Below are 25,434 nucleotides of genomic sequence, written 5' to 3'. Positions count from 1 at the left end.
ATTACGAGTTTATAAAACTAACAACTATATCAGGGTTAATGTTTTTCATACATTTAAAATGACCTAACGGACATTTCTCTAAACCGAATTTTGAGCATGGCCTACAGGAAAGATCTTCACCAACAATTAACGAATCAGATATTTTGTAAGGATGTACGCCCAAAAGATCGGGAGTTGTTCCGCCCCAGATAGAGGCTAAAGGCCTGTCGAATGCTTCAGAAATGTGCGTCAGACCAGTATCAAAGCCGATTACTTTGTGCGCCTTAGAAACCAGGAAAACAGATTGATCCAGATTGGTAAGGCCACAGGTATTGTACACATTACTGCCCACAGCTTGCTGAATGATCAACGCATTATCTTTCACATCATTACCGCCGAGTAAAACAATAGGCAGGTTTATTCCCTTACATATTTCTATGATTTTATCATTAGGAAGCCGCTTTGTAAAATGGGTTGCCCCAATAACAAAGGCAACAAATTTTTGCTGATGCGTTTCAGGTAAAAACTCTGATAAATTGTAGGCTTTTGAAATATAGTAATCAATGGGCTTATCATCATTTTTAACACCAAGAAATTTCACAGTTTCCAGGTATCTGTCTACCAAATGCTTTTTCGAAATGAATCTATTCCATTTGAATTTTAAAGCCAGCCATTTGCTGATCCTATCCTTTTTGTAAGTAGAAGAGGGGAGCCCTGTTGCCAGCTTAATGATAGAAGTGCGTAAGTTATTGTGCAGATCTATAATCAAATCGAACTTTTCAGCCTTAATGTCTTTGATGGTATCCGATAACTTTGGTTTAAGGGTGTGTAGCTTAGTTAAATAGGGGTTGTTTTGGTAAATATATTGGAACTGCGTTTTGGTAAGAAAGTGGATTTCGCAGTTTGGTAATTGTTCCTTTAGGCACCTCACTACCGGAGTAGTGTAAATGATATCGCCCATAGAGCTGAATCGTATTACCAGAATCTTTTTAGGTGTTTCCAAATGCTTAACCTCTATTAAGTGTTTTTAATTTTTTCTATAATGCCGGTCGACGAATACCCCGGCAGGAAACTGAGTACTTTAACTTCACCGCCGTTGGCAAGTGTTTCCTTTGCACCAACAATATTATCTAAAGTATAATCACCTCCTTTAACCAATACATCAGGTTTAATGGCCGTGATCAGGTTAAGCGGAGTGTCTTCATTAAAAAGCACGACAGCGTCTACAAAGAACATCGAAGCAATCAGTTGAGTGCGACTGAACTCATTGTTTATAGGCCTGTTTTCTCCTTTTAATTTGCATACAGACTGATCTGAATTTAATCCGATAATTAAGATATCCCCTAAATTAGCTGCATCACCAAGATAAGCAATATGACCGGGGTGAACAATGTCAAAACAGCCATTGGTAAAAACTATCTTTTTCCCTTCAGCCTTCCATATTTTGGATTGGGCTACAAGGTCATCTTTAGAAAAGATTTTTTGTGTTAATGTCTGTTTGGTATCTTTCTTCATGATTAATACAATTGATCTACTGCATTACACAGGATATGTCCGATAAGAATGTGCATTTCCTGGATTCTGGCAGTATTGTTTTCAGGGATGACAATGTTTAAATCACAAAGGTCGTTCATCAAACCGCCATCTCTGCCGGATAAGCCAAGCGTTTTACAACCCATTTCTTTAGCTGCTTTTAAAGCTGTTAATATGTTTGCGCTGTTGCCACTGGTTGATATGGCTATAAATAAGTCGGACGGACGAGCCAAAGCTTCTATCTGACGTTGAAATACCATTTCATAGCCATAATCATTGCTGATTGCGGTTAATGCTGATGTGTCGACCGTGAGTGCAATTGCAGGCAATGCTTTCCGCTCTTTTACAAACCTGCCAGTTAATTCAGCAGCGATGTGTTGTGCATCTGCGGCACTTCCGCCATTTCCGGCGATTAAAACTTTTGCACCCGATAATATGGTTTCAGTGATCAGCTTACAGCCTTCTTCAATTTGAGGAACAAGACTTGAAATGACTTTATCAATGGTTAGTCTATGATGATTTAATTCGTCTAATACCATGAATGTTAATCGGTTTTTAAAGATGCAATGATTTCTTCTATGTTGGTAGTTGCACTTCCAATGTGTTTGATGACAATAGATGCAGCGTGATTAGCAGCTGTTGCTGCTTCTTCAATATCCAGACCTAAAGCAAGGCAATAGGCTAAAGTAGCTATTACCGTATCTCCGGCGCCAGTTACATCGTATACTTCTGTAGCTGCAACCGGTAGAATTTTGTAATCATCCTTAGTGATGATTGCAATTCCGGCTTCTGAAAGCGTTACAATTAAATAGGTAGCTTTTGTAGCCTCCAATATGACATGAGCGGCCTTAACTAAGTCCTCATCTGTATTGATGCATTCTGCTTTGGCAGCTTCAGCCAATTCCTTACGGTTAGGCTTAATCAAAAAAGCACCTTCATATTTGCTGTAATCCAGCCCTTTTGGGTCTACCAAAGTTCTTTTCCCCTTGCTTTGGCAATATTGAATGATCCTTAAAGACAGGCCAGGGGTAAGTAAACCCTTATTGTAATCAGAGAGCACTACAATGTCTGCTTTTTCAATATATGGGCTCAGATACCCAAAAAAGGATTCTTCCAGTTTAGCAGATATGTTGTGTGTGTCCTCTTTGTCAATTCTAACGATATGGTGATTACCTGCAATAACACGGGTTTTTACTGTTGTTACCCTGCTTTCGTCGTTTATAATCAGCCGACTATTGATGCCCTTCGCAATTAAAAGATCTTTAACATCTTCAGCAAAGGCATCGTTACCAACAACTCCTCCCAGATAAACCTTAGCCCCCAGATCAATAAGATTGCTGGCCACATTTGCTGCACCACCAATAATTTTTGATTCTTTCTTTGCATTTAGAATTGGAACCGGGGCTTCAGGTGATAACCTGGTTGCTGAACCAAATAGATAGTGGTCGAGCATGAGATCGCCTATAACCAATATATTCGGAGCGGTATGGTTAAGGTGGGCACTATATAGTTTTTCTGTTAGCATGCTCGATTATTAAAGTCAAAGGTAAGCATAATGGCTTTTATAATGATTAAATATTGTTGATCCGGCCTTCAAAAAGGGCTGTTATTTCGCTTAATGAATAGCTGTTCAGGCATTGTTTTGCGGTTAAACCACCTTTTCTGCCAATCAACACGCCATAGTGCATGTCATGAAAGCCTTCTTTTCTGTGCGCATCAGGATTTATGGAAAGCAATACGCCTTTTTCCAGCGCATAGCGATGCCAGCGCCAATCCAGGTCTAACCTAAGCGGGTTTGCATTGATCTCTATCACCACGTTGTTTGCTGCACAGGCGTCAATTACTTTAGCGTAATCGATAGGGTAGCCTTTTCTGCTTAATAACAATCTGCCGGTAGGGTGACCTAAAATAGTCGTATACGGGTTTTCAATCGCTGTAATTAGTCTTGATGTAGCCTTTTCTTCATCCATCCTTAAAATACTGTGTACAGAAGCAACTACAAAGTCGAAGGTTTTTAAAATATCATTACTATAGTCTAAAGATCCATCATACAGAATATCGCTTTCTATCCCTTTAAAAATACGGAAGGGAGCAAGTTTTGCATTCAAGGCATCAATTTCCTGGTGTTGTGCATAGATGCGCTGTTCGTTCAATCCATTGGCATAAAAGGCCGATTTGGAGTGGTCGCACATGCCCAGGTATTCCAGTTTAAGTGTGTCTTTACAATACACAGCCATTTCTTCCAGCGTATGCACACCATCACTCCATGTAGAGTGGTTGTGTAAGCTTCCTTTTAGGTCGGCATAGGTAATCAGTTCAGGAAGTTTATTTTCTTTTGCCAGTTCAACTTCATTTAAGTCTTCCCTTAATTCAGGCGCTACAAATGCCAGTCCGGCTTTTTTATAAATCTCTTCCTCGCTGCTAAAAGGACCTGTTCCGGCAAGGGCTAGTACAGCTTCCACATGCTGTTGGTTGCCGGTAAGCTTAAACCAATTCAGGTAAAAGTCGGCCTTTTCAACCAGATATAAATTGATCTTTAAGCCTAATTCAGTACTAGCCGAATAATTTCCATCTGCCAGTTGCTCAAAGCTGAGTTGTTTGAAGGTATTTAGCTTTTCCTGAACTTCCTGAATGCTGTCTGCACCAATAACCAGTTCAATTTCTTCAATAATTTCCAGACATCTGCGGTAATCGCCTGCGATACCCAATAATGGGTCGCCATTAATGGTGTTTAACCACACAGCAAGATCTGCGTATAACTGATTGACCGTTGCCTCAGAATGGGCATATAGAAATTTTCCATGTGCGGCCATTTTAAATTCGATGATTTTTCTAATCTCCTCCTGAGTTTTTAGACCAAAACCTTTGGCTTCAATTAGCCTGTTTTCGTTGCAGGCGTAATAAAGTTCACCAATGCTTTCAATGCCCAGATCTTTCCAGATGACCACTATCTTTTTCGGACCAATGCCTTTTATGCCCAGCATTTCTACAATGCCTTCCGGGGTTTGAGCAAGGATTTCCTGCAGCTCGACCATGGTGCCAATTTGAAGGAGCTCCCATACTTTGGCTGATATGCTTTTACCTAAGCCATCAATCTGTGCAATTTCTTCAAGAGATTTGCCCTGAATGGCGTAAGGTAATTTATCAACTTTAAAAGCCGCATTGGCTACAGATTTGATTTTGAAAGGATTCTCATTGTGGAGTTCCATCAATTGAGAAAGCAGGCGTAAGGTACGGGCAATGGTCTTGTTTTCCATGGGATGCTAAATTAATAAAAAGCCATCGTTTTTTTGAAACGATGGCCTATGTTTTACGCTAGAAGCTTATTTTACTGAACTTTAATCTCGAATGGCATTCTGGCTTGTACACCAGATCTGGTTATTGCAGATTTTATTTGTTGATAAATTGGGTAATTATCGCCCAATTCTTGTTTAGCATAATAGGCCTTAACCTTTTCTGTCGTGTTTTCCATTAATGATTTAAACGGATCCAGCATTTCAGGGTATTCTACAACCTTATATGTTTTTATCTTAGCTTTTTTTGCTGCTGCAACTATGGCGTCGTTGAAATTACCTGTTCTGTCGGCCAGCCCGATCCTTACCGCATCTGTTCCTACCCAGACTCTTCCACCAGCAATGCTGTCGATATATGCTTTTGATCTTTTGCGTCCATCAGCCACATGGCCAATGAAGGTGTCGTATATGCGGTTTACATCAGTTTGAATGATGAATCTTTCACCAGGAGTCATAGGACGATCGATACTCATGATATCGGCATATTTGCCGGTTTTTACACCGTCAAACGTTAGTCCCAGTTTCTCGTTGTACAGTTTTTTAAGGTTCGGTATTACCCCAAATACCCCTATAGATCCGGTTATGGTGTTTGGTTGTACAAAAATAGAATCGGCGGCGCAGCCGATATAGTATCCACCGGATGCGGCAACATCACCAAAAGAAGCGATAACAGGTTTTACTTTTTTAGTCAGCACAACTTCTCTCCAAATCACATCAGAAGCTAAGGCGCTACCTCCCGGTGAGTTTACCCTTAAAACAATCGCTTTGATCGTACTATCCAAACGCGCTTTTCTGATAGCTCTTGAAATGCGTTCAGAGCCAATCTGCTGGTCAGTTCCTTCGCCGCCCATAATATCTCCGTTTGCGTAGATCACGGCGACTTTATTCGCAGCCGAATGGTCCTGATCATCAACAACATTTCGGGCATATTCATTAATGGTAACTGTTGTGATGTTCTTGTCTTTATCTTTTCCTGTAATGGATTTCAGCTCATCTATAACCTCATCCTTGTACCTTAGCCCATCAACCATTTTATAGGCCAGTGCATCATTAGGTTGTTGGATTTTGTATTCATCTGCAATTTGGTGCAGGGTTGCCATGCTAATATTCCTGCTTTTTGAAATGCCATCCAGGAAGGTCTCATATAAACCATTCAAATAAACGGTAACCTGCTCGCGGTTTTTGTCGCTCATTTTATCCGTGAAGAAAGGCTCAACTGCACTTTTGTAATTTCCTACTCTGATGATCTGTGCTTCAATGCCCAGTTTATCAAGGGCACCTTTAAAGAACATGGTTTCTGATTTCAGCCCCTTAAATTCCAATGCACCCTCAGGATTTAAGTAAACCTTATCTGCAACCGAAGCCAGGTAATAAGCGCCCTGGGTATACACTTCGCTATACGCGATTATTTTCTTTTTGCTTGTTTTGAAATCGATCAAAGCATCCCTGACTTCCCTCATGGTAGCAAAGCCGGCGTTTGGTGAGCTTACACTAATGTAAACACATTCAATGTTGTCATCTGTCTTTGCTTCACGCAGGGCACGGATCACATCATTAAAGCCAATGCTTTTATTTGCTTCTGAACCTACAACCGGAAGTCTGGAGAATGGGTCGTCCATTGTACGCTCCGTTATGGTTTGGTCGAGGTTAATAAAAAGCACTGAATTGTTGCGTACATTCACCGTATCCTCATCCAGAGAACTCTTAACAATACCCACAATGAGCACGATGAAGAATATTAAAAAGAGTACCATTGAAATAACTACTCCTACAACTGTTGCAAAAACATATTTAAAAAATTCTCTCATGTGACCGCTAAATATTTATTTTGTAAAGATAAGTAAACCACAGATGAGTTTACCGCATTAATTAAGCCTTTGTATGGAATTAGATAGTGAAAATGTTTATTTGTTACTGGGAAGTAATTTGGGCGACCGGGAAACGCTGATCAATGATGCATTGACTGAAATAGAGCAGCATGTAGGGGTTGTTTTTGCGAAGTCGTCCTTGTATGAAACTGCGGCATGGGGAAAAGAGGATCAGCCGACTTTCCTGAATATCGCCATTGGCGTTAAAACGATGCTCAGTCCGCTGGAGGTACTGGAAAAGGTGCTGGAGATCGAATTAGATCTGGGGCGGGTAAGATTGGAGAAGTGGGGTGCAAGATTGATTGATATCGATGTGATCCTTTACGGAAACAAGGTGGTGGATATGGGCGAAAAGCTGCAGATACCGCACCCACAGATGCAATACCGCAAGTTTGTATTGGAACCGCTGAACGAAATTGCCGCTGAATATGTGCATCCGATTATTCAGTTAAAAGTATCGGAAATGTTAGAAAGATTAAATGATAATTTGTCGGTATCGAAACTATAAATTCATTAGTTTTGTCTATGATGATAAACTTACAAAAAAACAATGAGCCTCTGGATCTCTCTTATTTAAGAGACATGTCGGGAGATAGCGCTGAATTTATCATAGAAATGATAGATATGTTTAAAATCCAAACTCCTTTGTATATCGCTGATTTAGGGAAGGCAATTGAGGATCAGGATTGGCCAAGGGTATCTAATTGTGCGCATAAAATAAAACCCACATTTGCTTATGTAGGTCGTGAGGACGCTAAAGATCACATGCAAATGATGGAAAACAATGCGAGGGATCTTAAAAATATAGAAGGTTTACCTTTAGCATTTGATCAGATCAGCACTTTTGTTGAGGTACTGTATGCTCAACTTGATGAAGCTAAAGCTGATCTGGAAAAACAACTCTAAATAACTGCCGGTTTATTTGTTTTCTGCTTGTCTGAAATGAATAACAGATAAACCGATATACATCACAAGTATAAGTGGCACTGCTGCAAACTTTAAGAAGGGGATAAGTACTACCGATAAAATAAGGAAGATATATTTTAGCTTATTCTTTTCCCAGCTTGTTGAATTGAATTTAAGAGAGAATATTTTTATTTCGCTCACCAGCAACCAGCTTAGCAATACAATTAATCCAACCAACAGTGGGGCAGAGCCGATCAGGGCAGGATAATCTTTTTGTATAAATGGTAAGGATACGATAAACAAGGTATTCATAGGCGTATTTAAGCCGATAAAATCTTCCGTTTGCCTGGTATCGATATTAAATTTAGCTAAGCGTAATGCCGAGAACACGGTAATAATGAAGCCAAAGTAAGGCAAATAAGGGGAAGGGTAGTCACTTTGTCCCAACAATTGAAACATCACCACTCCAGGTAGAAAACCAAAACTCACTACATCAGCCAAAGAATCCAGTTCTTTACCAATGGCAGATTTTACATTCAGCAACCTGGCTACAAAACCATCAAAGAAATCGAATATGCCGGAAAGCAGTACGAAGTACGCCGCTATTTCAAGTGAACCATTAAAGGCATAAACAATACCTATGCAACCCGAAAAAAGGTTGGCACATGTAATTGCATTTGGAATGTGTTTTTTCATGCTGGGAGAAAAGATTAAGGGCCAAAGATAAGGAAGCATTAGTAAAAAGAAAGGAGCAAAGATGAAAGATGGTGATCTTTTACCTTTGCTCCTTATTTATTTTATTCTTAATCTTAAACTAGCTGTTCATTGAAATTAAGAATTCTTCATTTGATTTTGTACCTCTGATCTGAGCCTGAACAAATTCCATAGCTTCCTGAGCATTCATGTCTGCCAGGTGATTACGTAAGATCCAAACACGTTGTAAGGTATCTCTGTCATGTAACAAGTCATCTCTACGTGTGCTTGAAGCGGTAATGTCGATAGCAGGGAAGATACGCTTGTTAGATAATTTACGATCCAACTGAAGCTCCATGTTACCAGTACCTTTAAATTCTTCAAAGATTACCTCATCCATTTTAGATCCGGTATCGGTTAATGCAGTTGCAAGTATGGTTAATGAACCACCTTTCTCGATGTTACGTGCTGCACCGAAGAAACGTTTAGGTTTGTGTAAAGCGTTTGCATCCACACCACCTGATAGTATTTTTCCTGAAGCAGGAGCAGTAGTATTGTAAGCTCTTGCCAATCTTGTGATCGAATCTAAAAGAATCACTACATCATGACCACATTCAACCAAACGTTTCGCTTTTTCAAGTACGATGTTTGCAATTTTAACGTGACGTTCTGCGGGCTCATCAAAAGTAGAAGCAATTACTTCAGCTCTTACGCTTCTTGCCATATCGGTAACCTCTTCCGGACGCTCATCGATCAATAGAATGATCAGATAAACTTCAGGGTGATTTTTAGCGATGGCATTGGCAACCTCTTTTAGTAAGTTCGTTTTACCCGTTTTAGGCTGTGCAACAATTAAACCACGCTGACCTTTACCTATTGGTGTAAATAAGTCGATGATACGTGTAGAGTAATTGTTTGTCTCCGTAAATAGGTTTAACCTTTCCGTAGGGAACAATGGTGTTAAGTAGTCGAAAGGAACGCGATCTCTAACATCAGCCGGCAGGCGTCCGTTGATGGTTTCCACTCTTACCAATGGGAAGTATTTTTCACCTTCTTTTGGCGGACGAATGCTTCCTTTTACGGTATCACCGGTTTTTAAACCGAATAATTTAATTTGAGACTGTGATACATAAATATCATCCGGTGAAGAAAGATAGTTATAATCAGCAGACCTTAAAAAGCCATAACCATCAGGCATAATTTCCAATACACCTTCATTGGTAATGGTGTTGTCGAAATCCAGATTAGAATAGCTGTTTTCGTTTGGTTTATGATGAGGTGTACCCTGACCTTTTTGTCTGTTTTCTAAAGGTCTTTGTTTTTTATCTTGATTACCAGTGTTCTGGTGTTTAGCTTCAATTGCAGCTGCGCTTGGCTCTGTTGCAGGAGCGGGTGCAGATTCTGTATTTGCATTAACAGGCGCAGAAAACGCAGGTTCTTGCTTGTAGTTTCCTAAACCGGCAGGTTGTTGGTCAAACAATGAAGCCCTGTTAAATGGCCTTTGTGTTTTCTCTTCATCCTTTGGAATACGGATCCTTTTTCTTGAAGGTCTGTCTCCGCCCTGAGGATCTTTTTCCTGGCTGTCGGCAGTATCGTTGCTTTCATTGTTCTCAATAGTCTCATTTCGAACATTTTCATTACGCTCAACGTTCTCAACGTTCTCAGTGCTTTCAGCATGCTCAATGTTTTGAGTTGCTTTTGGCGCCCTACGTTCGTGAGGAGCTTTAGCTACCTGTTCTTTTACAGGACGATCTTTAGCTTGTGCTTGTTTTGCTGGAGCCTCTGCTGGTGTATTTTCAACGTTAGCAACTACGCTTTCAACTTTTTCAACGTTCTCAGTCGAGGTATTTTCTTCTGAAGCTGTACCATTTTTAGCAGGACTATTTTTTGTAGCCTTTGGTTTTACTGCCTTTGCCGGGGTTGCTTTAGGAGTAGTTTCAGCTTCTGTTTGTTGTTCAGTTATTTGGGCAATAATTTCAACAAGCTCAGCTTTACGCAATTCATCCGCATTCAGGATGCCTTGAGTTTTTGCTATCTCACGCAATTCGGCAGTGAGTTTTTCATTTAATTCTGTTTTATTAAACATTATATGGATGTAGAGAATTTTTTAATCGTGTTGTTTTTTCTAATTTTTTTGACAGATAGCGTCAAGTGTATCAACTGAGCAGAGCATAAAATGCAGTTATAAAAGGCGTTATTAAACAAAATTTTATGAGATTTTCTGGAATGGTCAGATAAACTTTAGAGAATTATGTTGCAATTGTATGTATTTGAAATCTATTCTCCAAGAAAAAGTTAAAATTCTTTGTATTATTTTCAATTAAAAGTTTGACAAAGGAAGTAAAAACATCCTGAAAATTGGCATCTTTGCAATCAAAATTACCCCCAGATGAATAAGAAGCAACTATTTGAGCAAATTAAAATTAAAAAATCTTTTTTATGTGTTGGCCTTGATCCAGTGATGGAGAATATTCCAAAACATCTGCTTAAGTACGATAACCCGGTATTGGAGTTCAATAAACAAATTATAGATGCAACAAAAGATTTGTGTGTTGCCTATAAACCCAATACAGCTTTCTTTGAATCGATGGGATTGAAGGGCTGGGAAACCCTGATCAAAACCTGGGAATATATTCCTACAGATATTTTCACTATTGCTGATGCAAAAAGAGGAGATATCGGAAATACTTCGGCCATGTATGCTGATGCCTTTTTCAATCAGGAGAAATCAGGAATGAGTTTCGATGCCATTACTGTTGCCCCTTATATGGGTAAAGATTCTGTAGGTCCGTTTTTAAATTATAAAGATAAATGGGTTATACTTTTGGCCCTGACCTCAAACGCCGGACATAGTGATTTTCAATTACACCAAACTCCGGAAGGTAAACTGTACGAAGAAGTCATCCGTATTTCTTCACAATGGGCAGATAGCGATCAGCTGATGTATGTGGTTGGTGCGACCAGGGGAGCTGAGTTTGAAAACATCAGAAGACTGGCACCAGATAACTTTTTGCTGGTACCTGGAGTAGGTGCACAAGGTGGAAGTCTGGCCGATGTTTGTCAGTATGGATTAAACAGCGAGTGTGGCTTACTGGTCAATTCTGCCAGAGGCATCATTTACGCCAGCAATGGTGAAGATTTTGCGGAAAGGGCCAGAGAAGAAGCCTTGAAACTACAACAAGAGATGGAACAGATATTGGTATCTGCCAGTCTGGTATGATCAAAAAAATAGATTATAAGTTAATTTTTGCTTTAGGTGGAGTTGCTTTAATATGGGGTACTACTTATCTGGGCATCCGTATTGCAGTCCATACCATACCGCCATGGTTTGTTGCGGCAATCCGACAAACGATTGCCTCCGTTATCCTGTTGCTCATTCTACTTCGTAAGCATGAGTTGACCTGGAAAGGTTGGCCACATGCAAGGCGACAAATGCTGCTGTCTTCATTAATGATTGTAGTGGCAAACGGCATGACAACCGTTGCCGAGCAAACCATACCCAGTGGACTGACATCACTGTTAAATGCATTAACTACGCTGTTCGTATTCATTACCTGTGTAGCTATAGGTTTGCAAAAACCTTCCTTAAAGGGTTTTTTAGGTGTGATCATCGGCTTTCTGGGTGTAGCTTTTATATTCCGGAGTGGTTTAAATGCATTGCTCGACCCGAACTATAAAACGGGTATCCTATTTTTGTGTTTCGCTATAACGGGCTGGACCATCGGTACTGTTTACATTAAAAAGAACAATCAGCCATCCGACAATATTTTACTGGATCTTTTTTATCAGTTTGCTTTTTCAGCGGTAGCTCAGTTCGTATTGGCGTTTATATTTTCCGACAACAGGGATGTTTCCCTATGGAGCCTAAACAGCATGCTGGCCGTTACTTACCTGGCTATATTTGGTTCAGTGGTTGCTTTTTTCTGTTATCACTACGCGTTAAAAAAAGTGAGTGCGACAGAAGTATCCATGTTAACCTATTTCAATACCGTGATCGCTTTATTTTTGGGCTGGTTGATTTTAGATGAAATCATTACCATTGATATTTTGATTGCTACTGTGTTGATTATCATTGGGGTATTTATTACAAACTACAAAGGCACAAAACAAATCGATTAATTTGAGGAGCATTTAATTCTTTTGGATTAAGTTCAGTTGATGGATTTTTCTGAGAATTTTTTGCACTTTATCTGGCAGTTCAGACTGTTCAATTCGGCTAAACTTTATTGTGCAGATGGGGAAGAACTGCAGGTACTGCATCCTGGTATTTTAAATAAAGATGCAGGACCAGACTTTAGCATGGCTAAACTGGTTATTGATCAAACCAGCTGGATAGGTCAGGTCGAGATTCATATCAAATCTTCCGACTGGCTAGCTCACGGACACCAAAATGATCCTTTTTATAATGCGGTAATCCTTCATGTGGTTTATCAACACGATAGCCCCGTTTACCGCACTAATGGCAGTTTGTTACCCGTGTTGGTTCTTGAAAACCTGTTTCCCATACGCATGCTGGCTAACTATCATGAATTGATAGCATCAGTAAACAGTTTCCCTTGTCAAAAGCACATTGCCAGTCTGGATCAGTTTATTATTGAAGGTGTTTTATCCAGAGTACTGATCGAACGTTTTGAGCAGAAATCAGCAGAGGTGTTCCTTAAACTTAAGGCCCATTGTGGAGACTGGGAGCAGGTGTTTTATTATTTCTTAGCCCGGAACTTTGGCTTTAAGGTAAATGCAGTTCCTTTCGAGCTGCTTGCAGATGCCTTGCCGCAACAAATCTTATTGAAGCATCAGGATAATCCCCTGCAGATTTCTGCATTGCTGTTTGGGCAGGCGGGCTTTTTAGATCATCAGTTTGATGAGCCCTATCCCATACAACTACAGAAAGAATACGCTTTTTTAAAAAAGAAGTATGGCCTAATAGCTGTAGATAAGGCTTTATGGAAGTTTTTACGCATGCGGCCGCAAAACTTCCCTACAGTTAGACTGGCCCAGTTTGCGGCTTTGAATCTGAAATCCAGTAAGCTTTTTTCAAAAGTACTGGAAGCTGAAACGCTTGCTGAGCTGTACTTGCTTTTTAACGACCTTCCTGTAAATGAATACTGGCAAACACATTACCATTTCAATAAAAATACCGGGCATGTGGTGGTTCAGCCGGGGCTTAGCTCTGTTCAAAATATCATAATCAATACGGTCTGCCTTTTTTTATTTTCCTTTGGGAAGTATACAGATCAACCTGCACTGGTGGAGCGGGCATTTGATTTCCTGGAAAAGATCCCCGCAGAGCGTAATTTCATCGTGAATCAGTATGTAAAAGAGGGGATTAAAGTTGACCGGGCTTTTGCATCTCAGGCTTTACTCCAGTTAAATAAATGCTATTGCAATCAAAAAAAATGCTTAAATTGTGGTATAGGAATCAAAATCTTAAAAAAATAACATGTTCCAGCGGATCATAACCTTTTTTGAAAAACAGAGTTTTGGCGTGTGCACTTATCTGGCAGAACGATTGAATATATCTATCAGTAAGATCAGATTGTTTTTTATCTACTCTTCATTTCTTGCAGTAGGGTTTCCTATTGTATTTTATCTGCTTGCCGCCATTGTATTGGATGTTCGGCATTATATTAAAAAGATCAGATTGTGGGTTTGGGATGTTTAATTAAACCTTAAGGATCTCCGCAATTTCATTAAAGCCCTTTTCCAGTGCCAGATCGGCCGGCAATTTGCCACCCTCCATTCTGATATTTACTTCGGCTTCGTGTTCAAGGAGTAATACAATCAATTCAATATCGCCCAGTTGTGCCGCCGCATGAAGCGGTGTAAAACCTGCTTGTTGTGCTACATTTACATTTGCGCCTGCATTCAGCAGCATAGTGGTAATATTATGGTTCCCATCAGCTACCGCAGAGTGAATCGGAAATACATTGTAGCCATTGTTTGCCGGTGTATTTACATCTGCGCCTCTTGCAATCAGCAGTCGGGCTATTTCCTCATGACCAAAATATGCAGCCAGGCCCAGTGCTGTAAATCCGTCTTTAGAGAATGAATTTACTGAGGCCGGATTGCGGTTGGTTAACTGGATTGTTTCTTCCAGTTTGCCTAATGCGCAGGCTTCGAATAGACTGATTTGATTGGAGAAATTTGCGATTAATGCAGCGATTTTTGGTTTTTTATAGTAGCAGGCTAATAAAATGGGAGACATACCATGACTGGTATCTTTGCTGGCCAGAGCCGGATTTTTGTTTAACAGATCGTAAATATCCTGTGCGCTTCCCGTTTCAATTAATGTTTCTAGATCTGTCATTCGTTTGTTTAGTTTCGGCGTCAAAATTGCTTAAATAATTTAATATAGGCAAATGGGACCTTTAAACAGCTATAATAATTATTCCGTAACTTGATTTTTTTTTAAAAATGTTCGTGAATGCTTGTGCAGTTTATCTAAGTTTGTTAATTATTAAAATCAGCTACTAAGATGTCGGTAAGGGGAAACCAATTTAAGTCCAATTCATTTAAAAATGAGTCTGCAGACAAGCAAAGCTCAAGACCATCTGCTACCAGACCGTTTAAAGAAAGAATAGATATCCTGCCTAGTTTTAATTTCGAGGATGGACGATTGTTTAAGATCATAGGTTTGCTATTTCTGGTCTTGTCGCTATATTTTCTAATAGCCTTTACGTCATATCTGTTTACCTGGCAGGAAGACTATAGCTATGTAATCGATGCTAATGGTGGATGGAGTAATCTATTTAAAACCTACGAAGAGCTTCAGCAGGTGAATATTCCGCCGGTTGTACAAAACTGGCTCGGCAAAATCGGCGCCTTATTGTCGCACCAGTTTATTTACGAATGGTTTGGACTCGGATCCTTTTTATTTGTATTCGTTTTTTTTGTAATAGGTTATCGCCTGCTGTTCAAAGTGAAAATCTTTGGTGTCGAAAAAACGCTGGGTTATAGTTTGTTCTTTTTGCTGTTTACTTCCTTAACATTAGGATTTGCTCATGCTTTTATTTCCAATACCCCACATTATATTGAAGGAGAATTTGGTTACTGGACAAACAAGTTACTGACTGCACAAATTGGTGTTGCCGGTGTAGGTGGCTTAATCGCCTTTTTGGGTTTAACCGTATTGATTATTGCTTATAATATCGATTTTAAAATTCCTGAGCGCAAGAAGAAAGAAGAAAGGGAAGAGGATGGATTTACGCCAGATGTACCTGAAAACATTGAACTGGAAAGGGAAATGCGCTCAGAGCCTGTTGAGTTTAGTCTGAATGATAAGTTGGGTCAGCGTAAGCGTGAGCAGAACATTGTGATTACACCATCGCGATTTGAAGAACAGGAAGAAGAAGAGGAAATTGCTCCGGTCTTTACACCTGCAGTAAATGTGATGACGCCACCTGTTGTGACTGTACCGCCAGTGGTACCTGTACCTCCAATGGTTGTTGAAGCACCAATTGTACTGAGTCCGAAAATTGAAGTTACACACAAGGTTGAACCTGAGCTAACGATTGAAAGGACGGAAGAGGATAAGAAGTCTGATGAATTGGTAGAGCAATTTGGCACTTATGATCCAACTTTAGATCTTTCCAGTTATAAATATCCACATCTTGAATTGCTGGAAAACTATGGCTCAAATAAAATATCAGTAAATTCTGAAGAGCTTGAGGCCAACAAGAATAAAATTGTTGAAACGCTTAATCATTACAACATTGAGATCGACAAGATCAAGGCGACCATTGGGCCAACGGTAACGCTATATGAGATTATCCCGGCGCCGGGTGTGCGTATCTCTAAAATCAAAAACCTTGAGGATGATATTGCATTAAGTTTGGCCGCTTTGGGTATCCGTATTATTGCGCCAATGCCTGGTAAGGGGACTATTGGTATTGAGGTGCCTAATATGCATCCTGAGATGGTATCTATGCGTAGCATCCTGGCTACAGAAAAGTTCCAGCAAACTACCATGGATCTTCCAATTGCTTTGGGTAAAACCATTTCAAATGAGGTGTATATTGGCGATTTATCTAAAATGCCCCACTTATTGGTAGCGGGAGCAACAGGACAAGGTAAGTCTGTTGGTATCAACTCTATTCTGGTTTCTTTACTTTATAAAAAACACCCTTCACAACTTAAGTTTGTATTGGTCGATCCTAAAAAGGTAGAGTTAACACTATTTAATAAGATTGAGCGTCACTTCCTGGCTAAACTACCAGGTGAAGCTGATGCGATCATTACAGATACTAAAAAGGTAATTAACACCTTAAATTCACTGTGTATAGAGATGGATCAGCGTTACGATCTGTTAAAAGATGCACAGGTTAGGAATTTAAAAGAATATAACGAGAAGTTTGTTAAGCGTAAGCTGAACCCTAATAATTCGCACAGGTTCCTACCTTATATCGTCCTTATTGTGGATGAGTTTGCCGATTTGATGATGACGGCAGGTAAAGAGGTTGAAACGCCAATTGCGCGTTTGGCACAGCTTGCCCGTGCGGTAGGTATTCACCTGGTACTGGCAACACAACGTCCTTCGGTAAATATCATTACAGGTACGATCAAAGCCAACTTCCCGGCCAGGTTAGCCTTTAGGGTATTGTCTAAGATCGATTCAAGAACGATCCTGGATAGCGGCGGCGCTGATCAGTTGATTGGTCGTGGTGATATGTTATTGTCTACAGGTAACGATCTGATCAGGTTACAGTGTGCGTTTGTCGACACGCCAGAGGTTGATCGTATTTCAGAGTTTATTGGTAACCAAAGAGGATATCCTGAAGCTTATCAGTTACCTGAGTATGTTGATGAAGCTGCTGAAAATGCGAAGATGGATTTTGATGCTTCAGACAGAGATTCGATGTTCGAAGATGCTGCCCGTTTAATCGTGATGCATCAGCAAGGTTCAACATCATTAATCCAAAGAAAGTTAAAATTGGGGTACAACAGGGCAGGCCGGATCATTGATCAGCTGGAAGCTGCCGGAGTAGTTGGACCGTTCGAGGGAAGTAAAGCCAGAGAAGTTTTAATTCCTGATGATTACGCTTTGGAACAGTTCTTGGACGAGTTGGGTAAAAAATAATATTTTGATGGAGAGAATGATGAAGAAAATGGTGTTGTTGCTGCTGGTAGCAGTAGGATATATGCACCAGGCCCAGGCGCAAACAGATGCAAAAGCTAAAACTATACTGAATGCGGTTAGTAAAAAATACCGCTCTTATGCTATTGTAAAAACTGATTTCTCCTTAATTATAGATCAGCAGCAGGCCAATGCCAAAGAAACCCAGCAAGGTACTTTGTATGTGAAGGCCAATGCCAATAAGTATAAAATTACCATGACCAGTCAGGATATGATTAGTGATGGTAAAACTTTGTGGACGTATCTTAAAGAGGAAAAAGAAGTTCAGGTAACGAATGTAAACAATGGCGATGAAGCGCTTAATCCTGCAAAGATATTCACGATCTACGAGAAGGGTTTTAAGTACCTGTATACAGGCGAGAAGAAGTCGGGGGCTAAAGTTTACCAGACCATTGATTTGACACCAACAGACATCAATAAATCTTACTTTAAAATCCGTCTGACCATTGATAAGGTGGCTAAGCAAATCGCAAGTGTGCTTATTCTTGAGAAGAATGGAAACAAGTACACCTATAATGTAAAAACATTTGTACCTAATGTGAAAGTGCCGGAGTCTACATTTACTTTTGATGCTAAGAAATATCCTGGTGTAGAGGTTGTAGACTTAAGGTAATTTATCTAAGTTTGATTATATGCTTGCAACAATTATATTTTGAAGGTTACATTTTTAGGTACGGGCACATCGCAGGGAATCCCTGTTATTACTTGTAAATGCGCAGTTTGCCAGTCTGCAGACTATCGGGATAAACGCCTGAGGGTTTCTGTATTGGTAGAAACTGAAGATAAGACTATTGTGATAGACAGTGGCCCTGATTTCAGGTACCAGATGCTGCGTGCCGGTGTGCAAGACCTTGATGCGATACTATTTACCCACGAGCATAAAGATCACGTAGCAGGGCTGGATGACATCCGTCCCTTTAATTATCTCCTAAAAAAGAACATTGATATTTATGCTACTGAGCGGGTACAGCATGCTTTAAAAAAGGAGTTCTCTTATATTTTTGCTGAGGCCCATTATCCGGGCTTACCGCAGATAGATTTGTATACCATAACGGATGAAGCGCCGTTTAATGTGGGTAATTCTACTATTATACCACTTCCAATCATGCATTATAAATTACCTATTCTGGGGTTCAGGATAGGTGATTTTACTTATATTACTGATGCAAAAACCATTGCGGATGAAACATTAGAGAAAATAAAAGGGAGTCGCATACTTGTTGTTAATGCTTTGCAGCACGAGCAACACGTTTCGCATTTCACTTTAGATGAAGCTATTGAGTTTTCGCAAAAGGTTGGAGCAGAGACTACTTACTTCACGCACATTAGTCATAATTTAGGACTTCATGCGGCTGTGGAAAAAGATTTACCCGCGAATATAAAATTAGCCTATGATGGGTTGACGATATTATCTGAATAAATCTATATTTGCAGAACAAAATACCCGGGTGGCGAAATTGGTAGACGCGCCAGCTTGAGGGGCTGGTGCTGGCAACGGCGTGGCAGTTCGAATCTGCTCTCGGGTACAACCGGACTTTGAACATTTCAAAGTCCGGTTTTTTTATGCTAAATCGATGTTCTAGGCTATTCCAGACTTGTTCAAAGTATTCCTGATAAAGGTTCAGTCTGGTAAAGGGGGAATAGCAGATTAGTTTAGAACTATTTTAATCCGGCAAGCATTATTTCGCTTGATTTGTTTTATCATGATAAATACATGTATTTCTGGATTCTTCGTCTGTATTAGCGCCTCATCGATTGTTTTCTTTAAATTTGAAGTATGACCAACTATATTGAAGAAATCAGAGATATATTAGCTGCAGCCAGACAAAACGCTTACGCTGCTGTGAACGCAGCAATGGTTGAGGCATATTGGCTGATCGGAAAACGTATTGTTGAGCAAGAACAGCATGGTGAAGAAAGAGCTGTTTATGGAGAGGGTATATTGAAAGAACTTTCCAAAGCCTTGACAACTGAATTTGGCAAGGGTTTTTCCTACTCTAATTTGCGTAATTTTCGTCAATTTTATCTCACCTATCGTGATAGTGAGATTTGCTACACACTGTGTAGCAAATTGACTTGGAGTCATAACAGGTTAATCATGAGAGTTGAAAATGAGGTCGCAAGAGGATTTTATTTAAACGAAGCAGCTGAACAAAACTGGAGTGTTCGAACTCTGGAGCGTAATATTAATACTTTCTATTATCATAGGCTACTGTCTTCGAATGATAAAACTATAAATCAAGAGGATAGTAAGATATTACAAAAACAACGACCTGAAGATTTTATTAAAGACCCCTACATCTTTGAGTTTCTAAACATTGAACAACCTGCAACTGCAAACGAGTCTGAAATAGAAACAGCATTAATAGAGAACTTGCAGCAATTTTTGCTTGAGTTAGGAAAGGGCTTTTCTTTTGTGGGTAGGCAATTTCGAATTAGTACGGAGATAGATCATTTCTATATTGATTTGGTGTTTTATAATTATTTACTTAAATGTTTCGTTTTAATTGATCTAAAAGCTGGGAAACTTACCCATCAGCATGTCGGTCAAATGGACATGTATAGACGAATGTTTGATGATCTAAAAAAACCGGAAGGTGATAATCCAACAATAGGTATTATTCTTTGTACTGAAAAAAGTGAAACAGTAGTTAAGTATTCTGTGATCAACGATAATCCCAGACTTTTTGCTACTAAATACATGCCCTATCTGCCTACAGAAGAAGAATTGATTGCAGAAATAGAACGGGAAAAGGTAAAACTTAACCTTTTTAATAGTTAAAAGACTGGTTCCCATATTTACCAAGTTTTTTGTTCTATTATAATCTGGTCAAGGTGATCCAATGCAAAATCACCTTTATTTTTGACGACTGTTTAAATGAACTTTTTCCTCTCCAAATCCTCGATTATAGGCTCTATAAGCAATAAAAAGCGATTTAAATGCTCAAAGTATTCCTGCTGATCGGTACTAACCAGATTCATTTCTGATTTTTTAAAGGGTTGCTCGTTAAAAAGCAACCCTTTTTTATTGGTTTTCAGTAAGTTATCATGGAGGTCGCTTAAAGCTGTTGCAAGGCTTGTTTTACAGTGTCCTTGTTGGGCTTAGAAATGGGTATTTTTTCTCCAGACATTAAGAGTAGAACGCCACCGTCTTCTTTTAACCAGCTTTTTACATATTTTGGATTTATTAAATGGCTTTGGTGAGTTCTTAAAAATCCGCTGGGGCGCAGTAAATCTGCATATTCTTTAAGTGATTTAGAAACCAATATTTTTTCATTACCCGAAAGGAAGAAGTGGGTATAAGTATTGTCTGCCTCGCAGCGTATAATTTCAGATAAAGTAACATACCTTATTTCGCTTTGCATCTGTAGGGCAATTTTGCTAACGTTCGTTTCTGGCTTTTTTAGTTGCTGCAGTAAAAAATCCAGCTGCGAAGTTTGTATTTGTGTTGCCAATTTATATTGGGCTTTATTTACTGCATTTATCAATTCTTCAATATCAATGGGTTTTAAAAGATAATCTAAGGCGGCAAATTTTACAGCTTTTATACCATATTGATCGTAAGCGGTAACAAAAATAACTTCGAAATTACGCATTGGAAGCAGTTTTAGTACATCAAAACCTGTTTGCTCGCCCATTTGAATATCCAGAAACACTAAATGAGGTAAATATTTTTCAATAGCATCAACTGCATCACTTACATTTTGCGCTGTTGCCATTATAGTTACCTGCGGACAGTGCTTTTCTAACAAAGTCCGTAGGTTTTCTAAGTTGGAAATTTCGTCATCTATTAAAATTGCCCTCATGATATTATAGCCAATCGGTTAATGTTAAGCTTATTTTAGTGCCGTTAGTGGTTGATTGCATAGCTAAAGTAAAGCGGTTCTTTTTATAAATGCTATTTAATAGTGCTATTCTGCTGTTACTTAATTGAAGACCCAAACCATTGCTCTTTTTTTCTGTGTCAAATCCATTTCCATTATCGGTAACAGTTAAGACCAAATCATTTGCTTGCTTAATAAATGTGATTATAATTTTTTCATGGCTAGCTTTTTGCGATATGCCATGCCTCACGGCATTTTCTACAAAAGGTTGTAGCAGCATACTTGGTATTTCTATGTTATCTAAATCTAAGTTTTCAGAGCAGTTAATTTCGTACTTAAAGCCGAACCGCAATTGCTCCATTTGTAGGTAATCGTCTAATAAAGTTTTTTCTTGTGATAAACTAATCAGTTCTTTATCATCAAGTACGTTGCGAGTTAACCGGGCAAACTTAGAAAGATATTTGTTGGCATTGTCTATTTCGTTTTTGTTCATCAAGTTTTGAATGCCAGAGAGTGCATTAAACAGAAAATGAGGGTTTAACTGGGAACGAATTGAGTTAAGTTGGAGCTTTGCAGTGTTTTTTTGCTGCTCTTTTTCTGTCAGGATTTTTTTGTTTCTTTTTTTGGTAAAGTAAAGGATAACAAGAAAGGCTAATCCAATAGACAATGCTACGATAAGCGTATAGATTAAAAGTTCTTTTTTGGTATAGTTTTCTTCATCTAAAGTTATAGAAAGTGTATGTCTGGTTATATATTTTTCTATATCTTTTGGTGAGATGTCGCAATCCATGCATCCAGTCCATTTAATCAATGGCTGAATAATAATTTCATAATCTCCCGATTTTTTAAAAATGCTTTTGTCGATATTTATATAAGGTAATAACTGATGTTCTTCAACTATGCCACCATATTTCCAGGCAGTGGATTCAAAGACTATTTTACTGGTTTGCTTGTCTTTTATTGAGGTATGGTAGAGATAATCAATATCTGATTTGTCTTTAACAATGGTTAGTTCATCGTCCTTTTCAGTGAAAGTAAGCTTTGTTCTGTCTTTTGGGTCGGTGATCCAGCTATAATCAACGCCTTTGTCAGTTTTGAAGCGCTTTGAAAAACCTTGAATTTTCGCTCTCGGAATAGGCTTCCCGTAAAACACAGTTTTGTAAACATCCAGAGGCTTTTGGATGTCATAAGTTATTATTGTAATGATTTTATCTTTTATAGGGAAGATGCCAAAAGTGGTAGAGCGGAATAGTTCTTCGTCCCCCGCGTTGGCATCTTTCAGCTGCGCTATGTCGATCGACTTGTTTACCGCTATCGGTTTGTTATTCTCCAAAATTGTGTACCGATAGTGCTGTGGACTGTCTGTCTTTCTGAAATAGATTTGGATACTTACATTATGGACTTCGGGTAAGAAACTGAAGGCTGTATGAGGTTGATTTGGAAATACACTGGCATAAAAGACATTTTTGGCTGAACTGTCTACACACATGAGCATTTTTCCTCCCGCAGCGTAGTTGCGAGAAAAGTTGATGCCTTTTTGTGCATTTACCGTAGATAGCGCAATAAAGAAGCTGAGAAATGTAAGGATTATCTTTTTCATAATGGTAAGTTTAATTTTCATCAAACTTGTAGCAATAATAGCAAAACTAAAACCATAAAACAGGAAAGGCCGCGTTTGAAATAGTAGATGTGTTGTTTTGTGCAGTATTCGAATATTGCCAAAAGACCGAGTAATATTAAAATCATATTTTAATATTACTCGGAAGATTTGCTATCTTAAATAAGTACTTTGGAGTAGAATACCTAATCGGTAGTTGAAGGTGTTATACCTCGTATGCCAGCCTTGCAAACTTATTCCTATACTCAATTGGGGTAAGCCCTGTAATCTTTTTAAATGTATCTCTAAATGCTTTCGTATCCGTATAGCCTACATCAAACATGATTTCTGATATATTCTTTCTTGATGCTTCAAAAAACTTTTTGGCAGCTTCTATTCTTACTCTTTGTATGTACTCCATGGATGTATTGTTGGTGGCCTCTTTAAATCTCCTTTCAAATGTTCTACGACCCGTATTGATTAAATTTGCTAACGTTTCTATGGTTATTTTATCTTCATAGTGTTTTTCAATATGATCCTGTACTTTTTGAATTTCCGCATCACCATGATTTCTTTGACCTTTGAATATAGCAAACTGGGATTGGTTATCTCTCCCGATATCTAAAGCAAAATATTTTGAAATCATTACCGCTGTTTCTCTGTCAGCAAACTTTTCAATCAGGTATAATATTAAATTCCATAAACTGCTTGCCCCTCCGCTACTGTAAATGTTATCGTGTTCTGTTATTATAGCTCCGTCTTCTACTTCTACCTCCGGATATCTTTCTTTAAAATCAGTAATATGAGCCCAATGTGTAGAGCATTTCTTACCATTGAGTAAACCTGTCTCGGCTAAAAGAAAAGCCCCGATACACAAGCTGGCAAGACTTGACCCATTTTCATATAGCTTTTTAAAATAGGGTATAGCTTCCGCATTGGCCTCTATTCCTTTGGTGGTATCGCCAAATGTAGGTGGTATAATCAATAAGTCTGTTTCAGTAACATCTTTGAGCAACCTATTGGTTTTTATCGTGTACTCTCCATTGTTGGCTGGCACATACTCGTTTAAACCCACATACTCTACGTTAAAAATTGGCTTTTTACCAAATGTGCTTAAAAAATCATTGGCAGTATGAAAGCTTCTAAACGGCGGCGTAATCGCTTCAATTACCCCATACTCAGGTACAAAGATTGAAATTCGCATATCAATTATAAGATTAAGCTACTAATCTACGAAATACTTATTGTCATAATTCACCCCTAAAGTTGTCGTTTTTACAACAGGCCTGATTTTATGCCGCAATGTATCTTTGAATAGTAAATTAAATAAAAGAAAAAATACAATGGCACAGATAACAAGAATTACGGTAGAAGCAGCAACCCATGTTCCCGTAGCAAAAGTTTGGAAGGCTTGGAACACACCAGGCGACATTATGCAATGGAACGCCGCCGACCCAAGCTGGCATAGCCCAAGTAGTGAAAACGATCTCACCGTGGGTGGTAAGTTTAAGCATAGAATGGAAGCCAAAGATGGCAGCTTCGGTTTTGACTTTGAAGGCACGTATGATAAAGTGGAATTACATCAGGAAATTACCTACACCATGGGTGATGGAAGAAGAGCCACTACTTTGTTTGCAGAGCAAAATGGCAAAACCACTATAGCAACCACATTTGACGCTGAAACAGAGAATGACCCTGAATTTCAGAAACAAGGATGGCAAGCGATCCTGAACAACTTTGTGAAATATATCGAATCAACTAATTAATCAACCCTATCTATTTTAATATTATGAAGACAAATAAAGTAATCTTTTGGGTGGCAACTGCCATCATCGTACTTTGGGAGGGCGTAATGCCACTTGGTACCCTATTATTTTCACCAGAATATGTGACTGCAGGCACAAAACCTTTGGGCTATCCAGATTATTTTGCCTACACACTGATCATTTGTAAAGTACTGGGCGTTTTTGCTATTGCTTATGCTAAAACACCTGCTAAGCTAAAGGAATGGGCCTATGCAGGGCTTACATTTAACTTAATCTTTGCCTTTATCAGCCATGCCTGTGTAGATAAAAACATGGTGTATATGTTATTGCCACTGGTGGTGTTGGGTATCCTCGCCGTTTCTTATCTTTATAACAGTAGAATTCAGCCAACATTAGAATTCAGCAAGGCGTAAACATTTGCAGAATTATACGACTATGGTTGCGCATAATCATCACAAATTAATAAGTGCGATTTTCATCACATTTTCGGGGAATTGTAAAAAAGCGCTCAGCTTTTACCAAACCTGTTTTGGAGGGGGATTACAATTTGAAACTTTTGAAAAAGAGCTACTTGGTTACACGGAAATGCCTGTTGTTAGTGGATCGCTGGTTTCTGACAGGATAATTATTCACGGTTCGGATCTGGTACACAACGAAGGAAGAAAAATCGGGAATTATATTTCTATTTTTTTGCACTGTAAAAATATCCATGATAGAAAAGAACTTGTTGAAAAACTGGCATTTGATAAAAAGGATTTTTTTGCAAAGAATGATGATGACCAAAAGCTAATTGAAGTAACTGATGCTTTTGATGTGAGTTGGATATTAGGTGTTTAGAAAAG

25 protein-coding genes and 1 tRNA gene are annotated in these 25,434 nt (G+C 39.0%); 14 read left to right on the top strand and 12 right to left on the bottom strand.

The window, feature by feature from the left end; genetic code table 11:
• Window position 1: 1 nt before the first annotated feature.
• The 6 genes from B9A18_RS14490 to sppA form a co-directional block, all read right to left on the bottom strand.
• On the bottom strand, window positions 2–982 hold the full coding sequence (locus tag B9A18_RS14490) for a glycosyltransferase family 9 protein (protein ID WP_084290040.1): 981 nt from the start codon (window positions 980–982) through the stop codon (window positions 2–4).
• Between the two features lie 14 nt (window positions 983–996).
• Complete coding sequence (gene rfaE2, locus B9A18_RS14485) at window positions 997–1,494, bottom strand: D-glycero-beta-D-manno-heptose 1-phosphate adenylyltransferase (protein WP_084290039.1); 498 nt, start codon at window positions 1,492–1,494, stop codon at window positions 997–999.
• A gap of 2 nt (window positions 1,495–1,496) precedes the next feature.
• Window positions 1,497–2,051, bottom strand: a complete 555-nt coding sequence (gene gmhA / locus B9A18_RS14480; RefSeq protein WP_084290038.1) for a D-sedoheptulose 7-phosphate isomerase — start codon at window positions 2,049–2,051, stop codon at window positions 1,497–1,499.
• Window positions 2,052–2,056: 5 nt separating this feature from the next.
• A complete protein-coding gene (gene rfaE1 / locus B9A18_RS14475; protein WP_084290037.1) occupies window positions 2,057–3,037 on the bottom strand; it encodes a D-glycero-beta-D-manno-heptose-7-phosphate kinase in 981 nt (326 codons plus the stop codon).
• A 46-nt stretch (window positions 3,038–3,083) separates the two neighbouring features.
• A complete protein-coding gene (locus B9A18_RS14470; RefSeq protein WP_084290036.1) occupies window positions 3,084–4,769 on the bottom strand; it encodes a DNA polymerase/3'-5' exonuclease PolX in 1,686 nt (561 codons plus the stop codon).
• Between the two features lie 71 nt (window positions 4,770–4,840).
• On the bottom strand, window positions 4,841–6,613 hold the full coding sequence (gene sppA / locus B9A18_RS14465; protein ID WP_084290035.1) for a signal peptide peptidase SppA: 1,773 nt from the start codon (window positions 6,611–6,613) through the stop codon (window positions 4,841–4,843).
• A gap of 73 nt (window positions 6,614–6,686) precedes the next feature.
• Between sppA and folK the strand changes: the two genes are divergently transcribed.
• Window positions 6,687–7,181 (top strand): 2-amino-4-hydroxy-6-hydroxymethyldihydropteridine diphosphokinase, encoded by a 495-nt coding sequence (gene folK, locus B9A18_RS14460; RefSeq protein WP_084290034.1) that lies wholly within the window; start codon window positions 6,687–6,689, stop codon window positions 7,179–7,181.
• A gap of 17 nt (window positions 7,182–7,198) precedes the next feature.
• Window positions 7,199–7,579, top strand: a complete 381-nt coding sequence (locus B9A18_RS14455) for an Hpt domain-containing protein (RefSeq protein ID WP_084290033.1) — start codon at window positions 7,199–7,201, stop codon at window positions 7,577–7,579.
• A 12-nt stretch (window positions 7,580–7,591) separates the two neighbouring features.
• On the opposite strand, the gene pssA is transcribed toward B9A18_RS14455, so the two are convergent.
• The gene (pssA, locus tag B9A18_RS14450) at window positions 7,592–8,275 is read right to left on the bottom strand and encodes a CDP-diacylglycerol--serine O-phosphatidyltransferase (protein ID WP_084290113.1); all 684 of its coding nucleotides are present in this window, start codon (window positions 8,273–8,275) and stop codon (window positions 7,592–7,594) included.
• A 118-nt stretch (window positions 8,276–8,393) separates the two neighbouring features.
• Window positions 8,394–10,358 (bottom strand): transcription termination factor Rho, encoded by a 1,965-nt coding sequence (gene rho / locus B9A18_RS14445; RefSeq protein ID WP_084290032.1) that lies wholly within the window; start codon window positions 10,356–10,358, stop codon window positions 8,394–8,396.
• A gap of 303 nt (window positions 10,359–10,661) precedes the next feature.
• Here rho and pyrF point away from each other — a divergent pair, with 303 nt between their 5' ends.
• The 4 genes from pyrF to B9A18_RS14425 are packed head-to-tail and all read left to right on the top strand — an operon-like array spanning window position 10,662 to window position 13,934.
• A complete protein-coding gene (gene pyrF, locus B9A18_RS14440) occupies window positions 10,662–11,492 on the top strand; it encodes an orotidine-5'-phosphate decarboxylase (RefSeq protein ID WP_084290031.1) in 831 nt (276 codons plus the stop codon).
• Complete coding sequence (locus B9A18_RS14435) at window positions 11,489–12,391, top strand: DMT family transporter (RefSeq protein WP_084290030.1); 903 nt, start codon at window positions 11,489–11,491, stop codon at window positions 12,389–12,391. Before pyrF ends, B9A18_RS14435 begins: the two co-directional genes overlap by 4 nt.
• Before the next feature lie 39 nt (window positions 12,392–12,430).
• Window positions 12,431–13,711: a DUF2851 family protein gene (locus B9A18_RS14430; protein WP_084290029.1), complete on the top strand. Its 1,281-nt coding sequence runs from the start codon at window positions 12,431–12,433 to the stop codon at window positions 13,709–13,711.
• A gap of 1 nt (window position 13,712) precedes the next feature.
• Window positions 13,713–13,934 (top strand): PspC domain-containing protein, encoded by a 222-nt coding sequence (locus B9A18_RS14425; protein ID WP_084290028.1) that lies wholly within the window; start codon window positions 13,713–13,715, stop codon window positions 13,932–13,934.
• Here B9A18_RS14425 and B9A18_RS14420 read toward each other — a convergent pair whose 3' ends face one another.
• Window positions 13,935–14,579 (bottom strand): ankyrin repeat domain-containing protein, encoded by a 645-nt coding sequence (locus B9A18_RS14420; RefSeq protein WP_084290027.1) that lies wholly within the window; start codon window positions 14,577–14,579, stop codon window positions 13,935–13,937.
• Between the two features lie 168 nt (window positions 14,580–14,747).
• Here B9A18_RS14420 and B9A18_RS14415 point away from each other — a divergent pair, with 168 nt between their 5' ends.
• The 5 genes from B9A18_RS14415 to B9A18_RS14395 all read left to right on the top strand — a co-directional run bounded on the left by B9A18_RS14415 (window position 14,748) and on the right by B9A18_RS14395 (window position 20,187).
• Window positions 14,748–17,348 carry an FtsK/SpoIIIE family DNA translocase gene (locus tag B9A18_RS14415; protein ID WP_084290026.1) on the top strand — a complete coding sequence of 867 codons (2,601 nt, stop codon included), beginning with the start codon at window positions 14,748–14,750 and terminating at the stop codon, window positions 17,346–17,348.
• Between the two features lie 7 nt (window positions 17,349–17,355).
• Window positions 17,356–18,018 (top strand): outer membrane lipoprotein periplasmic chaperone LolA1, encoded by a 663-nt coding sequence (locus B9A18_RS14410; RefSeq protein WP_084290112.1) that lies wholly within the window; start codon window positions 17,356–17,358, stop codon window positions 18,016–18,018.
• A 39-nt stretch (window positions 18,019–18,057) separates the two neighbouring features.
• Window positions 18,058–18,825 (top strand): MBL fold metallo-hydrolase, encoded by a 768-nt coding sequence (locus B9A18_RS14405; protein WP_084290025.1) that lies wholly within the window; start codon window positions 18,058–18,060, stop codon window positions 18,823–18,825.
• 22 nt (window positions 18,826–18,847) lie between these two features.
• Window positions 18,848–18,931: transfer RNA gene (locus tag B9A18_RS14400), tRNA-Leu, on the top strand.
• A gap of 251 nt (window positions 18,932–19,182) precedes the next feature.
• Window positions 19,183–20,187, top strand: a complete 1,005-nt coding sequence (locus B9A18_RS14395) for a PDDEXK nuclease domain-containing protein (RefSeq protein WP_084290024.1) — start codon at window positions 19,183–19,185, stop codon at window positions 20,185–20,187.
• A 277-nt stretch (window positions 20,188–20,464) separates the two neighbouring features.
• On the opposite strand, the gene B9A18_RS14390 is transcribed toward B9A18_RS14395, so the two are convergent.
• The 3 genes from B9A18_RS14390 to B9A18_RS14380 all read right to left on the bottom strand — a co-directional run bounded on the left by B9A18_RS14390 (window position 20,465) and on the right by B9A18_RS14380 (window position 24,030).
• Complete coding sequence (locus B9A18_RS14390; RefSeq protein ID WP_084290023.1) at window positions 20,465–21,211, bottom strand: LytR/AlgR family response regulator transcription factor; 747 nt, start codon at window positions 21,209–21,211, stop codon at window positions 20,465–20,467.
• A gap of 4 nt (window positions 21,212–21,215) precedes the next feature.
• Window positions 21,216–22,829: a sensor histidine kinase gene (locus tag B9A18_RS14385; RefSeq protein ID WP_084290111.1), complete on the bottom strand. Its 1,614-nt coding sequence runs from the start codon at window positions 22,827–22,829 to the stop codon at window positions 21,216–21,218.
• 223 nt (window positions 22,830–23,052) lie between these two features.
• On the bottom strand, window positions 23,053–24,030 hold the full coding sequence (locus B9A18_RS14380) for a GlxA family transcriptional regulator (RefSeq protein ID WP_084290022.1): 978 nt from the start codon (window positions 24,028–24,030) through the stop codon (window positions 23,053–23,055).
• A gap of 139 nt (window positions 24,031–24,169) precedes the next feature.
• Between B9A18_RS14380 and B9A18_RS14375 the strand changes: the two genes are divergently transcribed.
• The 3 genes from B9A18_RS14375 to B9A18_RS14365 are packed head-to-tail and all read left to right on the top strand — an operon-like array spanning window position 24,170 to window position 25,429.
• Window positions 24,170–24,592 carry an SRPBCC family protein gene (locus B9A18_RS14375; protein WP_084290021.1) on the top strand — a complete coding sequence of 141 codons (423 nt, stop codon included), beginning with the start codon at window positions 24,170–24,172 and terminating at the stop codon, window positions 24,590–24,592.
• A 23-nt stretch (window positions 24,593–24,615) separates the two neighbouring features.
• On the top strand, window positions 24,616–25,005 hold the full coding sequence (locus B9A18_RS14370; RefSeq protein WP_084290020.1) for a DoxX family protein: 390 nt from the start codon (window positions 24,616–24,618) through the stop codon (window positions 25,003–25,005).
• Window positions 25,006–25,027: 22 nt separating this feature from the next.
• Entirely contained in the window at window positions 25,028–25,429 is a 402-nt protein-coding gene (locus B9A18_RS14365; protein WP_084290019.1) for a VOC family protein, read from the top strand.
• The last annotated feature ends 5 nt before the right edge of the window (window positions 25,430–25,434 follow it).

Origin of the sequence: Pedobacter nyackensis, assembly GCF_900176505.1 — a bacterium.
Lineage (GTDB): Bacteria > Bacteroidota > Bacteroidia > Sphingobacteriales > Sphingobacteriaceae > Pedobacter > Pedobacter nyackensis.
The sequence above is the reverse complement of the archived record's forward strand: the minus strand, read 5'-3'. Positions and strand labels throughout refer to the sequence as shown.

Excerpts from the sequence above, each read along its gene's own strand:
- B9A18_RS14370 (WP_084290020.1), top strand. The coding sequence starts at position 24,616 with ATGAAGACAAATAAAGTAATCTTTTGGGTGGCAACTGCCATCATCGTA.
- B9A18_RS14470 (WP_084290036.1), bottom strand. The coding sequence starts at position 4,769 with ATGGAAAACAAGACCATTGCCCGTACCTTACGCCTGCTTTCTCAATTG.
- B9A18_RS14390 (WP_084290023.1), bottom strand. The coding sequence starts at position 21,211 with ATGAGGGCAATTTTAATAGATGACGAAATTTCCAACTTAGAAAACCTA.
- B9A18_RS14395 (WP_084290024.1), top strand. The coding sequence starts at position 19,183 with ATGACCAACTATATTGAAGAAATCAGAGATATATTAGCTGCAGCCAGA.
- B9A18_RS14410 (WP_084290112.1), top strand. The coding sequence starts at position 17,356 with ATGGAGAGAATGATGAAGAAAATGGTGTTGTTGCTGCTGGTAGCAGTA.
- B9A18_RS14435 (WP_084290030.1), top strand. The coding sequence starts at position 11,489 with ATGATCAAAAAAATAGATTATAAGTTAATTTTTGCTTTAGGTGGAGTT.
- pssA (WP_084290113.1), bottom strand. The coding sequence starts at position 8,275 with ATGAAAAAACACATTCCAAATGCAATTACATGTGCCAACCTTTTTTCG.
- B9A18_RS14365 (WP_084290019.1), top strand. The coding sequence starts at position 25,028 with ATGGTTGCGCATAATCATCACAAATTAATAAGTGCGATTTTCATCACA.
- B9A18_RS14425 (WP_084290028.1), top strand. The coding sequence starts at position 13,713 with ATGTTCCAGCGGATCATAACCTTTTTTGAAAAACAGAGTTTTGGCGTG.
- B9A18_RS14375 (WP_084290021.1), top strand. The coding sequence starts at position 24,170 with ATGGCACAGATAACAAGAATTACGGTAGAAGCAGCAACCCATGTTCCC.
- B9A18_RS14455 (WP_084290033.1), top strand. The coding sequence starts at position 7,199 with ATGATGATAAACTTACAAAAAAACAATGAGCCTCTGGATCTCTCTTAT.
- B9A18_RS14430 (WP_084290029.1), top strand. The coding sequence starts at position 12,431 with ATGGATTTTTCTGAGAATTTTTTGCACTTTATCTGGCAGTTCAGACTG.
- sppA (WP_084290035.1), bottom strand. The coding sequence starts at position 6,613 with ATGAGAGAATTTTTTAAATATGTTTTTGCAACAGTTGTAGGAGTAGTT.
- rfaE2 (WP_084290039.1), bottom strand. The coding sequence starts at position 1,494 with ATGAAGAAAGATACCAAACAGACATTAACACAAAAAATCTTTTCTAAA.
- gmhA (WP_084290038.1), bottom strand. The coding sequence starts at position 2,051 with ATGGTATTAGACGAATTAAATCATCATAGACTAACCATTGATAAAGTC.
- B9A18_RS14420 (WP_084290027.1), bottom strand. The coding sequence starts at position 14,579 with ATGACAGATCTAGAAACATTAATTGAAACGGGAAGCGCACAGGATATT.
- folK (WP_084290034.1), top strand. The coding sequence starts at position 6,687 with ATGGAATTAGATAGTGAAAATGTTTATTTGTTACTGGGAAGTAATTTG.
- pyrF (WP_084290031.1), top strand. The coding sequence starts at position 10,662 with ATGAATAAGAAGCAACTATTTGAGCAAATTAAAATTAAAAAATCTTTT.
- rfaE1 (WP_084290037.1), bottom strand. The coding sequence starts at position 3,037 with ATGCTAACAGAAAAACTATATAGTGCCCACCTTAACCATACCGCTCCG.
- rho (WP_084290032.1), bottom strand. The coding sequence starts at position 10,358 with ATGTTTAATAAAACAGAATTAAATGAAAAACTCACTGCCGAATTGCGT.
- B9A18_RS14380 (WP_084290022.1), bottom strand. The coding sequence starts at position 24,030 with ATGCGAATTTCAATCTTTGTACCTGAGTATGGGGTAATTGAAGCGATT.
- B9A18_RS14385 (WP_084290111.1), bottom strand. The coding sequence starts at position 22,829 with ATGAAAAAGATAATCCTTACATTTCTCAGCTTCTTTATTGCGCTATCT.
- B9A18_RS14415 (WP_084290026.1), top strand. The coding sequence starts at position 14,748 with ATGTCGGTAAGGGGAAACCAATTTAAGTCCAATTCATTTAAAAATGAG.